Origin of the sequence: Phenylobacterium sp., assembly GCF_016793225.1 — a bacterium.
Taxonomy (GTDB): domain Bacteria; phylum Pseudomonadota; class Alphaproteobacteria; order Caulobacterales; family Caulobacteraceae; genus Phenylobacterium.
Genome location: NZ_JAEUMN010000047.1, coordinates 1 through 13,766, shown reverse-complemented (window position 1 = coordinate 13,766; position 13,766 = coordinate 1). Strand labels below are relative to the sequence as shown.

General features: G+C 70.7%; 10 protein-coding genes. 5 read left to right on the top strand and 5 right to left on the bottom strand.

The window, feature by feature from the left end:
* Positions 1-1,060: molybdopterin cofactor-binding domain-containing protein (locus JNK30_RS05135; protein WP_293480814.1), on the top strand; the 1,060-nt coding region annotated here is incomplete at its 5' end.
* A gap of 173 nt (positions 1,061-1,233) precedes the next feature.
* Here the strand turns inward: JNK30_RS05135 and JNK30_RS05130 are convergent.
* Positions 1,234-1,908: a hypothetical protein gene (locus JNK30_RS05130; protein WP_293480812.1), complete on the bottom strand. Its 675-nt coding sequence runs from the start codon at positions 1,906-1,908 to the stop codon at positions 1,234-1,236.
* Between the two features lie 159 nt (positions 1,909-2,067).
* Here JNK30_RS05130 and JNK30_RS05125 point away from each other — a divergent pair, with 159 nt between their 5' ends.
* Positions 2,068-5,346 carry a carboxyl transferase domain-containing protein gene (locus JNK30_RS05125; protein ID WP_293480810.1) on the top strand — a complete coding sequence of 1,093 codons (3,279 nt, stop codon included), beginning with the start codon at positions 2,068-2,070 and terminating at the stop codon, positions 5,344-5,346.
* Positions 5,347-5,356: 10 nt separating this feature from the next.
* Positions 5,357-6,373 carry an NADP-dependent oxidoreductase gene (locus JNK30_RS05120; protein ID WP_293480808.1) on the top strand — a complete coding sequence of 339 codons (1,017 nt, stop codon included), beginning with the start codon at positions 5,357-5,359 and terminating at the stop codon, positions 6,371-6,373.
* Between the two features lie 29 nt (positions 6,374-6,402).
* Here the strand turns inward: JNK30_RS05120 and JNK30_RS05115 are convergent, their stop codons facing one another.
* On the bottom strand, positions 6,403-7,215 hold the full coding sequence (locus tag JNK30_RS05115) for an SDR family oxidoreductase (protein WP_293480806.1): 813 nt from the start codon (positions 7,213-7,215) through the stop codon (positions 6,403-6,405).
* A gap of 143 nt (positions 7,216-7,358) precedes the next feature.
* Here JNK30_RS05115 and JNK30_RS05110 point away from each other — a divergent pair, with 143 nt between their 5' ends.
* Complete coding sequence (locus JNK30_RS05110) at positions 7,359-8,831, top strand: MFS transporter (protein ID WP_293480804.1); 1,473 nt, start codon at positions 7,359-7,361, stop codon at positions 8,829-8,831.
* Between the two features lie 30 nt (positions 8,832-8,861).
* Complete coding sequence (locus JNK30_RS05105; RefSeq protein WP_293480802.1) at positions 8,862-10,349, top strand: MFS transporter; 1,488 nt, start codon at positions 8,862-8,864, stop codon at positions 10,347-10,349.
* Here the strand turns inward: JNK30_RS05105 and JNK30_RS05100 are convergent.
* The 3 genes from JNK30_RS05100 to JNK30_RS05090 form a co-directional block, all read right to left on the bottom strand.
* Entirely contained in the window at positions 10,327-11,682 is a 1,356-nt protein-coding gene (locus JNK30_RS05100) for a VWA domain-containing protein (RefSeq protein WP_293480800.1), read from the bottom strand. The genes JNK30_RS05105 and JNK30_RS05100 overlap by 23 nt on opposite strands.
* A gap of 218 nt (positions 11,683-11,900) precedes the next feature.
* Positions 11,901-12,854 carry a MoxR family ATPase gene (locus JNK30_RS05095; RefSeq protein WP_293480798.1) on the bottom strand — a complete coding sequence of 318 codons (954 nt, stop codon included), beginning with the start codon at positions 12,852-12,854 and terminating at the stop codon, positions 11,901-11,903.
* An 86-nt stretch (positions 12,855-12,940) separates the two neighbouring features.
* Positions 12,941-13,766 (bottom strand): aldehyde dehydrogenase family protein (locus JNK30_RS05090; RefSeq protein WP_293480796.1); only part of this gene is annotated, 826 nt, incomplete at its 5' end.

Genomic DNA, 13,766 nt, shown 5'->3' with positions numbered 1-13,766 from the left:
CGCCCGCACCCTGGGGATCAAGCCTGACGACATCACCATCCACATGATCCGCGGCGGCGGCGGCTTCGGCCGGCGCCTGGCCAACGACTACATGGTGGAGGCCGCCTATGTGGCCCGCGAGGCCGGGGCGCCGGTGAAGCTGCTGTGGACCCGCGAAGACGACATGGCCCATGACCACTACCGGCCGGGCGGGTACCACTTCCTGAAGGGCGGCGTCGACGCACAGGGCAATCTGGTCGCGCTCCAGGACCACTTCGTCACCTTCACCAACAACACCGCCGGCCAGCCCAGTCCCAGCGCGGGGATGTCCGCGGCCGAGTTCCCGGCGCGCTTCGTGCCGAACGTGAAGTACGACATCTCGATGATCCCGTGCGGCGTGCCGACCGGGCCGCTGCGGGCGCCGGGCTCGAACGCCCTGGCGTTCGTGTTCCAGTCGTTCATCGACGAGATGGCGCACGCGGCGTCCGCCGATCCGCTGGCGTTCCAGATCAAGCTGCTGGGCGATCAGGAGGTCGTCGGCGAGGCGCCCGCCCGCTACGGCGCCGGCCGCATGCGCGGCGTCCTCAAGGCCGTGGGCGAGATGTCCGGCTGGGCCAACCGCGGCAAGCTGCCCAAGGGCGAGGGCATGGGCGTCGCCTGCTACTACAGCCACCAGGGCTACTTCGCCGAGGTGGCGCATGTGGCCGTCGCGGGCGACGGCTCGGTGAGGGTGAAGAAGGTCTGGGTCGCCGCCGACGTCGGCTCGACCATCATCAACCCGCATGGGGCGCTGAACCAGGTGCAGGGCTCGGTGCTGGACGGCCTTTCCGAGGCGCTGCACCAGGCCATCACCATCGAAGGCGGCGCGACCCAGCAGTCCAACTTCACGGACTATCCGCTGATGCGGATCGCCGAGTCCTGTCCGGTGGAGGTGAAGTTCCTGAAGACCGAGTTCCCGCCGACCGGACTGGGCGAGCCGGCCCTGCCGCCGGCGATCCCGGCGCTCACGAACGCCATCTTCGCGGCCACCGGCAAGCGGATCCGCTCGCTGCCCATCACGCCGGACATGCTGAAGGCCTAGCGCCCTTACCTACCACCCGGTCATCCCGGCGAAAGCCGGGATCCAGATGGAATGGCTCCGAAGCAGGGTCCGCAGTCTCGGAGCCCTTCCCGCCACGATATCGTACGTGGGTCTGGGCCCCGGCATTCGCCGGGACGATCTGAAGCTGTGGGCGGCGAGCCTCCGGCCGAGGGTCACTTCGGCCGGATGTCCACCTCGGCGAAGTGCGCGATCGTGCCCGGGCCGATCCACAGCGCGACGCCGCCGGTCCGCTCGGCGCCGCCCTTCAGGTCGTTGACGATCAGCGTGGGCTGCGACGCCCCGTCCACGAACAGGCGCGCGCGGGCGCCGTCCACCACGATCCGCATCCGCGTCCAGCGCCCGGGTTCCAGGTCGACGTAGGCCTCGTAGCGGCTGGGCGTCTCGCGCCGGGTGCGTTCCCAGGGCCAGTCCGGCGCCGAGATGTACTGGGCCGCGTGATTCCGCCGCTCCTGGTCCTCGGCCCGGCCGTTCGTCGGACGCAGGTAGAAGGCTTCGCCCCCCTTGCCGTCGTCGGACAGCCGGAACATCACGCCCACGAAGCCGCGCGCGCCGGTGTTGGCGCCCGGCCCGGGCGAGCCGGCCACCCACAGTTCGATCTCGCCGTTCCCGAACGTCGCGCCCTTCAGCCGCACCAGCTTGTCGGTCTGGCCGTTCGGCGGCCCCAGGTCCTCGACGCGTATGGCCTTGCGTCCCTGGTAGGCGGCCTCGGCGACCTGCAGGTTCCCGACCGGCGCGAGGTCTGCGGCGGCCGGGGTCCTGGGCGCGGCGGCCACAGGGCTCACGACCAGCAACGCGGCCACGGCCGCCCATCCGATCGAATGCTTCATCACCCGTCTCCTTCGAGCTTGCGGCATAGCGAACCATCGGGGCCGCTCCGTCCAGTCCCGGCGCGGTGACGGCCATTCTTGAGCTAACGGTACGTCAGGCTTGGCGGGACCGCCGCGGTGCGCATGATGGCCCCCCGCCCGCGCCCGTGAGGATGACCGTTGAAGACACTGCTGATCGCCAACCGGGGAGAGGTCGCCGTCCGCATCGCGCGCACGGCCGCGGAGATGGGCATTGCGACGATCGCCGTGTTCTCCGAGGACGACGCGGCCTCGCTGCACATCAAGAAGGCCGATCGGGCCGTCGCGCTGAAGGGATCGGGTCCGGCGGCCTACCTCGACATCGCGCAGATCGTGGCCGCGGCGCAGGACGCCGGCGCCGACGCCGTCCACCCGGGATACGGCTTCCTCTCCGAGAACGCCGCGTTCGCGCGGGCCTGCGCCAACGCCGGGCTGGCGTTCGTCGGCCCGACCCCCGAGACGCTGGAGCTGTTCGGCGACAAGGCCCGGGCCCGCGCTCTGGCGCGGGAGTGCGGCGTGCCCGTGCTGCCCGGCGCGGACGGCCCGACCACCCTGGAGGCGGCCCAGGCGTTCTTCGCGCAGCACGGGCCGGTGATGGTCAAGGCGGTGGGCGGCGGCGGCGGGCGCGGCATGCGTCCGGTGACCGAGGCGTCCGAGTTGCCGGCGGCGTTCGAACGCTGCGCGTCCGAGGCCAGGGCCGCCTTCGGAAACGGCGACCTCTACGTCGAGCGCTTCCTGCCGCACGCGCGGCACCTGGAGGTGCAGGTGGTCGGGGACGGCCACGCGGTGGTCCACCTGTGGGATCGCGAGTGTTCGCTGCAGCGCCAGCGGCAGAAGGTGATCGAGATCGCCCCCGCCGACATGCTGCCCCAGGAGCTGCGACGCCGGTTGCTGGACCATGGGGTGGCGCTGGGCCGCGCCGCCGCCTACCGCAGCCTGGGCACCATGGAGTTCCTGGTAGCCGACGACGAGGTCTTCTTCATCGAAGGCAACGCCCGCCTGCAGGTGGAACACACGGTCACCGAGGAGGTGACGGGCCTCGATCTCGTCCGGCTGCAGCTGCAGATCGCGGCCGGCCGGTCGCTGGCCGACCTGGCGCTCACCCAGGACCGCGTGCCCGAGCCGAGGGGCCACGCGGTGCAGGCGCGGGTGAACCTCGAGACCATGGCGGCCGACGGGTCGGCGCGGCCGGCCGGGGGCGTCCTGACGGTGTTCGAGCCGCCCAGCGGGCCGGGCGTTCGCGTGGACGGCTTCGGCTACGCCGGCTACGCGACCAGCGCGCGCTTCGACAGCCTGCTGGCCAAGCTGATCGTGCATGCGGGGGCCGGGGGCCTCAGCCGCGCCGTGGCCAAGGCCTACCGGGCGCTGTCCGAGTTCCGCATCGAGGGCAGCGCCACCAACATCGCCTTCCTGCAGAACCTGCTGGCGCATCCGGCCGTGGCCGCCGGCGAGGTCCACACCCGCTTCATCGAAGCGCACATGGCCGATCTGGCGCACGAGCCCGAGGCCCACCCGAAGCTCTACTTCGACGCGGCGGCGCGCGGGGAGACGGGCGGCGGGGCGCGGCCCGAGCCCCAGGCGCCGCCCGGGACCCAGGCGCTCCGCGCGCCCCTGCAGGGCACCGTCATCGGGCTGGCCGCACAGGCGGGCGAGACGGTGCGCAAGGGCCAGGCCCTGGTGATCCTCGAGGCCATGAAGATGGAGCACGTCATCGCCGCCGAGGCGGCCGGCGTCGTGCGCGCCCTGGCGGTCGAGATGGGCGAGACGGTGTTCGAGGGCCGCCCGCTGGCCTTCATCGAGGCCGACGACACGGTGGGCGCGGTGGACGACGCCGAGGCGGCGATCGATCTCGACCACATCCGCCCCGACCTCGCCGAGGTGGTCGAGCGGCATCGCATCACCCTCGACGGCGCGCGGCCCGACGCCGTGGCCCGCCGGCGCAAGAGCGGCCAGCGCACCGCCCGCGAGAACCTGGACGACCTGTTCGACCCCGGCACCTTCAGCGAGTACGGGGCCATGGCGATCGCGGCCCAGCGCCGGCGGCGCGAGCTCGTGGACCTGCAGGTCAACACGCCCGCCGACGGCATGGTGGCGGGCGTCGGCGAGGTGAACGGCGCCCTCTTCGGCGAGGAGGCGGCCCGCTGCGTCGGCCTGGCGTACGACTTCACGGTGCTCGCCGGGACGCAGGGCCACTTCAACCACAAGAAGACCGACCGGGTGCTGGAGTTCGCCGAGCACTGGAAGGCGCCGGTGATCTGGTACACCGAGGGCGGCGGCGGACGGCCCGGCGACGTGGACGTGGGCCAGCTCTCGGCCTCGTCCCTGGACACCACCAGCTTCACCATCTACGCGCGGCTGTCGGGCCTGGCCCCGCGGATCTCGATCAACTCGGGCCGCTGCTTCGCCGGCAACGCCATCTTCTTCGGCTGCGCCGACATCACCATCGCCACCCGCTATTCGAACATCGGCCTGGGCGGGCCGGCGATGATCGAGGGCGGCGGCCTGGGCGTCTTCACGCCGGACGAGATCGGGCCCTCGGACGTGATGTTCGCCAACGGCTCGATCGACGTGCTGGCCGAGGACGAGGCGCACGCGACGGCGGCCGCCAAGCACATCCTGGGCATGTTCCAGGGCCGGCTGCGCGACTGGAGCTGCGACGACCAGCGCCGGCTGCGCCATCTGATCCCCGAGAACCGCGTGCGCGCCTACGACGTGCGGGAGGTGATCCGCACGCTGGCCGACACCGGCAGCTGGATCGAGCTGCGCGGCGGCTACGGGCGCGGGATCATCACCGGCTTCCTGCGCATCGAGGGCCGGCCCATGGGCCTGTTCGCCAACGATCCGCGCCACCTGGGCGGGGCGATCGACGCCGAGGGCGCGGAGAAGGCGGGCCGCTTCCTGCAGCTGTGCGACGCGTTCGACGTGCCGGTCCTCTCGCTGTGCGACACGCCCGGCTTCATGGTGGGTCCGGCCAGCGAGGAGCAGGCCGCGGTGCGTCGCGGCTCGCGCCTGATGGTCACGGCCACCAGCCTGACCGTGCCCCTGTTCACCGTGGTGCTGCGCAAGGGCTACGGCCTGGGCGCCCAGGCGATGGCGGGCGGCGACTTCTCGGCTCCGGCCATGACCATCGCCTGGCCCACCGCCGAGTTCGGGCCGATGGGCCTGGAGGGCGCCGTGCGCCTGGGCTACCGCAAGGAGCTGGACGCCCAGCCCGACCCCGCGGCCCGCCAGGCGCTCTTCGAGAAGCTGGTGGGGCGGATGTACGAGACCGGCAAGGCGCTGTCGGTGGCCTCGGTGCTCGAGATCGACGCCGTCATCGACCCGGCCGCGACGCGGGCCTGGCTCGTGCGCGGCCTCAAGGCCTCGCCCGTCCCGCCGAGGCCGGCCGGCAAGAAGCGTCCCTTCGTGGACACCTGGTGAGGAGATCGACATGGCCAACCTGAAGCGCTGGGTGCTGCGCCGCCGTCCGCAGGGCGAGATCCGCCCCGGCGACCTGGAGCTGGTGGAGGAGCCCATCCGCGACCTCGCCGACGGCGAGGTGCTGGTGCGCACGCTCTACCTGTCGCTGGACCCCACAAACCGCATCTGGATGAGCGACCAGGACCAGTACATGCCGCCGGTGCAGATCGGCGAGACGATGCGGGGCGGCTCGCTGGGCGTCGTCGAGCGCTCGCGGTCCGACCGGTTCCAGCAGGGCGACGTGGTCAACACCGGCCTCGGCGGCTGGAGCACCCACGTGTTCGCCAACGGCGCCTTCCTGATGCCGGCGCCCAAGCTGCCCGGCGTGCCGCTTACGGCCTACATGAGCGTGCTGGGCGCGACCGGCCTGACCGCCTGGTTCGGCATGTGCGACATCGGCAGGCCGCAGCCGGGCGAGACGGTGGTGGTCTCCGCCGCGGCCGGCGCCGTGGGCTCCATCGCCGGCCAGATCGCCCGGCTGAAGGGCGCCCGGGTGATCGGCATCGCCGGCGGCAAGGCCAAGTGCGACTGGCTGACCGGCGAGCTCGGGTTCGACGGCGCCATCGACTACAAGAGCGAGGACGTCGGCGCCGCCCTGGACCGGCTGTGCCCGAACGGCGTCGACGTGAACTTCGAAAACGTCGGCGGCGCCATCATGGACGCGGTGGTGTCCCGCATGAACAACTTCGGCCGGATGCCGCTGTGCGGGATGATCTCGACCTACAACGACGAGAGCCGGCCCGCCGGGCCCACCGACTTCGTCCGCGTGCTCATGCACCGCCTGACCATCCGCGGCTTCATCATCACCGACTTCCTGCCGCGCGCCGGCGAGGCCATGGCCGAGCTGATCCCCTGGGTGACCTCGGGCGAGCTGAAGTGGAAGGTCCACGTGGACCAGGGCCTGGACGGCGCCATGGATTCACTGCAGCGCCTGTTCACCGGGAACCACGACGGCAAGCTCCTGATCCAGGTCTCGCCCGAGCCCTAGCCGCGAGGTGAAAGGGGACGAGCCTCGGCTCAGCGCCCCAGGAAGATCCTGCGGATCTCCGCGCGGAAGGCCTCGACGCCCAGCTCCAGGCGCCGCGCGTAGTTGGCCTTGGCGTCCGCGCCGGCGACGTGGGTGACGCGGCCGCTCTCGTCGTGGACGGCGTCCCACGCGGCCTGGGCGATCTGTTCGGCCGTGGACCCGCCGGCGCGGCGCTCGGGATCCGAGAAGGCGGCGAAGGTCTTGCCCATGTCCTGCGCGTAGGCGGCGTGCTGGGTCATCACCAGCGAGCGGCTGGCGAAGTCGGTGGCGATGCCGCCAGGCGCGAGGGTCATCACCCGGATGCCGAACGATTCGAGTTCGAACGCCAGGCTCTCGCTCCAGCCCTCCAGGCCCCACTTCGTCGCGTGGTAGACGGAGTTGAACGGGAACGTGACCAGGCCGCCGATCGAGGTGGTCGTGATGATCGTCCCGGCCCGGCGCTCGCGCATCGCCGGCAGGAAGGCCTGGGTGACCCGCATCACGCCCAGCAGGTTGGTGTTCAGCTGGTCCACCAGCTGGGCGTCGGTGGCGCCTTCGAACGGGCCCGCCAAGCCGTAGCCGGCGTTGTTGAAGAGGACGTCCACGGGACCCGCCGCCAGCGCGGCCTCCGCCGCGGCGGAGATCTCTTCGGGCCTGGTCACGTCCAGCTTCAGCAGCGTGATGCCGGGGTTGGCGGCGAGATCCGCCTCCTTCTCCGGGTTCCGCATGGTGGCGAACACCTTCCACCCCTTCGACGCGAACAGCACCGCCGCGGCCCGGCCCAGGCCCGTGGAGGCTCCCGTGATGAAGATGGTCTGCGGCATGCGATTTCTCTCTCGGTTGATGCGCGTTCGGGCGATCACGGCATTGTAGCGTCGCTTCTACGCGCCGTGACGTGGCGTCACGGTTGCCAGGACCTTTCGCGCGCGTACCGTCGAGCCAACAGAGGCCGCGCGGGAGGAACGACGTGGCGATCGCGGAGGAGGGGGCCGTCCCGGCGGCCGCCACGGACAGGGCCGACGGCGAGCTTCGACCGCCTGCGTCGGTGAAGTTCTTCTACAGCATCGGCCAGGTCGTCGAGTCCGGCTACATCGCCGTCAACGGCTTCGTCTTCTTCTACTACACCGCCGTGCTCGGGCTCTCGGGCAGCATGGTGGGCGCGGCGGTCGCCATCAGCATGTGCGTGGACGCGGCGCTGGATCCCATCATCGGCTCGTGGTCGGACAGCGTGCGCTCGAAGTACGGCCGCCGCCTTCCGCTGATGCTCATCGGCGCGCCCACGACGCTTCTGACCATGGGGCTGCTCTTCGCGCCGCCATCCGGCATCACGCCGTTCCTGCTCTTCGTCTGGCTGACCCTGACCAAGGGGGCGCTGCGCGCCTTCGCGTCGGTGTTCAACATCCCCTACTTCGCCCTGGGCGGAGAGATGGCCGACGGCTACGCCGAGCGGTCGCGACTGGTGGCCTATCGCCTGCTCGGCGGGATCGTGGCCACCGTGGTGATCACCGCGCTGGCCTATTCCGTCTTCTTCGCCGGAAAGGGTGGTCTCCAAAGGCCCGACGCCTACCCGGCCTTCGGCTGGAGCATCGGCGCCCTCGTGTTCGTCGTGTCGCTCGTCTCGCTCGCCGGCGTCTGGCGCTATGCCGCCAGCCTGCCGCAGCCGCAGACGAAGCCGGCGCCGATGGCCCGACGACTCGTGGGCGAGCTGGTCGAGATCTTCGGCAACGCGTCGTTCCGGATCCTCTTCCTCTCGATGCTGGTGTTCGCCAGCGCCGCCGGCGCCCACGCGGCCCTGAACAACCACAACTACGTCTTCGTCTGGAAGCTCCGGCCGGAGATGATCCAGTTCCTGACCTACGCGTCGCTGGTCGGCATCACGGTGGGCGTGCCGATCACGCCGTACCTCCTGCGGTTCTGGGAGAAGAAGGCCGTTGTGGGCCTGGGGCTCGGGCTGCTCTGCGTGGGCTGGACGGTCCTGCCGGTGGCGCGCGCCGGGGGCTGGTTCATGCCGGAAGGCAACGAAGCCCTGGTCTATCTCATCGTGACTCAGCTCGTCGTCGGCCTGGGCCTCGGCTTCATCTACATCGCCTATCCCGCCATGATGGCCGACGCGGCCGAGGAACATGAGATGCTCTTCGGACATCGGCGCGAGGGTCTTTACTTCTCGGGCCTGGGCTTCGCCGGCAAGGCGGCCGCGGGGGTGGGCACGATGGTGGGAGGCTTCGCGCTCGACCTGCTGAAGTTCCCGCGCGAGGCCGGGCGCTCGCCCGACGCGGTCATCGACGAGAGCGTGCTCGCGGGACTGGTCATCGCCTGGGGGCCGTTCTGCGCCGCGCTCTGCGTGCTGGGGGGGCTGATCTTCGCGCCCTACGCCATCAGCCGCGCCCGCCACGGCGAGATCATCGCCGCGCTGCGCCGGCAGCGATCGATGCCACACTAGCGTTCGGCGACGAGGGGACCGCAAGCAACGATGGCCATCGCAGAGGACGCCGCCGGCGGACCGGCGGAGCACGCCGCCGAGAGCCACCGCAAGCCCCCGGGCTCGGTCAAGTTCTTCTACAGCGTGGGCCAGGTGGTCGAGTCCGGCTACCTCGCGGCCAACGGCTTCGTCTTCTTCTACTACACGGCCGTGCTCGGCCTCTCGGGCGCCCTGGTGGGCCTGGCCCTGGGCATCAGCATGTGCCTGGACGCGTTCTTCGACCCCTTCATCGGCTCATGGTCCGACAGCGTGCGCTCGCGTTTCGGCCGGCGTCTTCCGGTCATGCTCGCAGGCGCGCCGCTCACCTTCGTGACGCTGGGGCTGCTGTTCGCCCCGCCCCCGGCGCTTGCGCCGCTGATGCTGTTCCTGTGGCTGACGCTGCTGAAGATGGGCGTGCGCGCCTTCGCCTCGATGTTCAACATCCCCTACTTCACGCTCGGCGGCGAGATGTCGGACGACTACGTCGAGCGGGCGCGGATCGTGTCGTACCGCCTGCTGGGCGGCATCCTGGCGACGGTCCTCATCACCTGGATCGCCTTCACCTTCTTCTTCACCGGCGAGGCGGGCCTGCAGCGGCGCGAGGCCTATCCGGCGTTCGGCTGGACGGTGGCGGCGCTCATCCTCGTGGGCGCCCTGGCGAGCTGCGCCGGGATCTGGCGGTACGCGGCCACCCTGCCCAGGCCGCTCACGCCCGCCACGCCGATGCTTCCGCGCCTCGGAACGGAGATGCGCGAGATCTTCGGCAACCCCTCGTTTCGCGTCCTGTTCTTCTCGATGCTGATCTTCTCGAGCTCGGCCGGACTGAACGCGGCGCTGAACAACCACACCTTCGTCTTCGTCTGGAAGCTTCCGGCCGGGACCATCCAGCTCATCTCCTACGCCCTGCTGCTGGGCATCACGGCCGGCATCCCGATCACGCCCCTGCTGCTGCGTCGCATGGAGAAGAAGACCGCGATGCTCCTGGGCTTCGCCCTGGTGATCGTACCCTGGATGGTGCTGCCGACCCTGCGGGCGCTGGGTGTCTTCGCGCCCACCGGCGCCGAGGCGCTGCCCTGGCTGATCCTGACCACCCTTGTGGTGGGCGTGGGCACGGGCCTGATCTTCATCGCGCTGCCGTCGATGATGGCCGACGCGGCCGACGAGCACGAGTTCATGTTCGGCGAGCGCCGGGAGGGGCTCTACTTCTCGGGCCTCGGCTTCGCGGGCAAGGCCGCCGGAGGCCTGGGCACCATGCTGGGCGGCTTCGCCCTCGACCTGATGAGCTTCCCTCGTCACGTGGGCGCGCAGGTAGGCGCCGTGATCTCGGAGGACATGGTGCACCGCCTGATCCTGGCGTGGGGCTTCATCCCCGCCACGCTGTCGGTGATCGGCGCGCTGGTGTTCCTGCCCTACGCCATCGGTCGCGCGCGGCAGGAGGAGATCTCCGCCTTCCTGCGCCGCAAGCGGGCCGACGACGTCAGTGCGGGACGTAGCTCCTGAGCACGTCGTCGATGATGCGTTCCAGCTGCTCGATCGTGCCGCACTGCTTGGCCACGTGGCAGAAGCGGGCGTAGCGGTTCATCACGCTGTCGCCCTGGCCCCAGTAGCTCTCGGGTTCGGGGTTGAGCCAGATCACCGCGCGTGAGCGGTCGTGGATCTCGCGCATCAGGTCGAGCCGGGGGTCGGCGAAGTTGGACCGCCCGTCCCCCAGGATGATGACGGTGGTGCGCCGGTCCAGCGTGTCGAGATGCTGTTCCGAGAAGTCCTGCAGGGCGCGGCCGTAGTCGGTCTGCTGGAAGCCGATCTCCTGCAGCACCTTGAAGATCGCCTGCTCGACGCCGTGGTCGTCGAGGATGTCGTTCACGCTGATCAGCCGGCCCGAGAAGGCGAAGGCCTCCAGCCGGTCCACCACCTCGTTCAGCGAGTAGAGGAAGGTCAGCAGGAACTGCGCGGCGGCGGCCACCGACTTCGACACATCGCAGATCGCCACGATCGAGGGCTTGTCGACCTTCTTGACCTTGAACTGGATGTCGAAGGGCACCCCGCCGTAGGCGAGGCTTCGGCGCAGGGTCTTGCGGACGTCCAGGTGGCCCTTGTGCGCCACGTGGCGGCGGCGCGAGTACTTGGCCGCCAGGCGCTTGGCCATCTTCTTCACCAGGGCGGCCATGAGCTGGTAGTCGACGGGGTCGACGCCGCCGTCGGCGTTCAGCTGCTTGCGGGCCAGCCGCTCCTCGCGCAGCGCCTGGGCCGAGGCGGCCGCGTAGAGGTCATGCTGGCGGCCGACGTAGGCCTGGGCCTCGGCGAACAGGTCGCGCCGCGCCTGGTCCAGCCGCTCGGCGAGGCCCTGCTGCTCGGGGAAGCGCCGGGCGTTGGCGATGATCTTCTCGATCTCCTCCAGGCCCATCTCCTCGAGGAGGCGCCGGGTGAGGCGCGAGCGCTGCGTGCTGAGCCGGATCTCGGCCACGCCGGCGCGGCGGGCGGCCTCCTCCATGGTCTGCTGGATGGTCGCGTTGTCACCCGTCAGCACCGCCTGGGCGAGCGGACTCGACTCGGCGGCGGCCAGGTCCTCCTGGCTGGGCTCGCCCTGGGGCGACGCCGAGGGCGGCGGGATCGACACCGGCTCGCGCGCGAAGAAGGTCTCGAACACGGAGTCGAAGCGGTCGACCTCGTCGGCCGACTTGGCCAGAGTCGCGCACAGCGCATCCTTGAAGAGCGCGCGGTCGGCGAAACCCGTCACGGCCACGGCGCGCGAGGCGTCGATCGCCTCGGCCGGCGAGACCCGGACGTCCGCGGCGCGCAGGGCGCGGAAGAACTGTTCGAGCGTGTGCTGCATCTAGACCTCCTCTCCCCCCGGCGTAGCCGGAGAGGGAGAGGGTCGGGAGAGGGCGGCGTCAGCCTGCACGCTGCGTTGCGGGTGAAGCGAGGGCCCACGGCAGCCGCGCTGCCGGAGCTCAATGGAACGGCCGGCCTGCCCGCGCGACCGCTGAGCCGCCCTCTCCCTTCCTTCTCCCTCTACGCTTCGCGGGGGGAGAGGAATGCATGACGCCACGCTCATCGCCGGTGCAGCAGCTCCACGACCTGCGGTTCGATCGCGGTGATGTCCTGCTCGAACTTCAGGATGACGTTCAGGGTGTCGCGGACGAGATCGGCCGACAGGCTGTCGGCGTGCAGCAGCACCAGGGCGCGGGCCCAGTCCACCGTCTCGGAGATCGAGGGCGACTTGCGCAGGTCCATCGTCCGCAGGGACTGCACGAAGCCCACCAGTTCGCGCGTCAGCTTGGCCTCGATCCCGGGCACGCGGCTGGCGACGATCTTCTCCTCCAGCGAGGCCTCGGGCAGCGGGATGTGCAGGTGCAGGCAGCGGCGCTTCAGGGCGTCGCCCAGGTCGCGCACGTTGTTCGAGGTCAGGAACACCAGCGGCGGCGTCTTGGCCTTGAGCACGCCGAGCTCGGGCACCGAAACCTGGTAGGCCGAGAGCACCTCAAGCAGGAACGCCTCGAAGGCCTCGTCCGACTTGTCCACCTCGTCGATCAGCAGGACGCAGCCGTCGTCCTCGCGCAGCGCCTTCATCAGCGGCCGCGGCTCGAGGAAGGGCTCGGAGAAGAACAGGTCGCCCATGCCGTGCAGGCGGTCCATGGCCGCGTCCATCGTCGGCGCGTCGGCCAGCTGCTCGCCCATCCGGTCCTTGAGGATCTGGGTGTAGAGCAGCTGCTTGCCGTACTTCCACTCGTACAGCGCCTTGGACTCGTCGAGGCCCTCGTAGCACTGCATGCGGATCAGCGGCAGGCCGAGCAGGGCGGCGGTGGAGAGCGCCAGCTCGGTCTTCCCGACGCCGGCCGAGCCCTCGACCAGGATCGGCTTCTGCAGGTTCACCGCCATGTAGAGCGCCGTCGCGATCCGCCGCGAGGCGATGTAGCCCACGCCGCCCAGGCCCTCGATCAGCGCGTCGACGGAGGCGAGCGGGTCGGCGGCGTTCGCGGCGGCCGCCGGGTTGGAAATGCTCAAAGGACCGGACTTTCGAAAATGGAGATTTGAAAGCCCGATTGTGCCAAGCGCGCGCCGCCCGTGCAAACAACCGTTTGGACCGTCCGTCAGACGTCGAACGTCACCCCCTGCGCCAGCGGCAGGGTCCGGCCGTAGTTCAGGGTGTTGGTCGCGCGCCGCATGTAGGCCTTCCAGGAGTCCGAGCCCGCCTCGCGGCCGCCGCCGGTCTCCTTCTCGCCGCCAAACGCGCCGCCGATCTCGGCGCCCGAGGGGCCGATGTTCACGTTGGCGATGCCGCAGTCCGACCCGCGCGCCGAGATGAAGAGCTCGGCCTCGCGCATGTCGTTGGTGAAGATCGACGACGACAGGCCCTGGGGCACGTCGTTCTGCAGTGCGATGGCGCTCTCCAGATCGCGGTAGCGCATTACATAGAGGATCGGCGCGAAGGTCTCGCGTTTGACGACGTCGGCCTGGCGGTCGATCTCGACGAGGGCCGGGCGGGCGTAGGACGCGTCACCCACTTCGACGCGCTCGCCGCCGGCGACCGCGCCGCCGGCAGCCTTGGCGTCGGCCAGAGCCGTCTGCATCAGCTCGAACGCCTGGGCGTCGATCAGCGGGCCCACCAGCGTGCCGGCCTCGCGCGGGTCGCCCACCTTCACGCTGCCGTAGGCAGCCTTCAGGCGCGGGACGAAGGCGTCGTAGACGCTCTCGTGCACGAACAGGCGCCGCAGGGTGGTGCAGCGCTGGCCGGCGGTGCCCATGGCCGCGAAGGCGACGCCGCGGATGGCGAGATCGAGGTCGGCGCTGGGCGCGATGATCGCCGCGTTGTTGCCGCCGAGCTCCAGCAGCGCGCGGGCGAAGCGCTTCGCCAGTCGCGGCCCTACGGCGCGACCCATGGCGGTGGAGCCGGTGGCGCTGACCAGCGGCACCTTC

What these genes read in the sequence shown, in the direction of transcription:
- JNK30_RS05130 (WP_293480812.1), bottom strand. Translation starts at nt 1,908, where the DNA reads ATGAAGCATTCGATCGGATGGGCGGCCGTGGCCGCGTTGCTGGTCGTG.
- JNK30_RS05120 (WP_293480808.1), top strand. Translation starts at nt 5,357, where the DNA reads ATGGCCAACCTGAAGCGCTGGGTGCTGCGCCGCCGTCCGCAGGGCGAG.
- JNK30_RS05115 (WP_293480806.1), bottom strand. Translation starts at nt 7,215, where the DNA reads ATGCCGCAGACCATCTTCATCACGGGAGCCTCCACGGGCCTGGGCCGG.
- JNK30_RS05105 (WP_293480802.1), top strand. Translation starts at nt 8,862, where the DNA reads ATGGCCATCGCAGAGGACGCCGCCGGCGGACCGGCGGAGCACGCCGCC.
- JNK30_RS05100 (WP_293480800.1), bottom strand. Translation starts at nt 11,682, where the DNA reads ATGCAGCACACGCTCGAACAGTTCTTCCGCGCCCTGCGCGCCGCGGAC.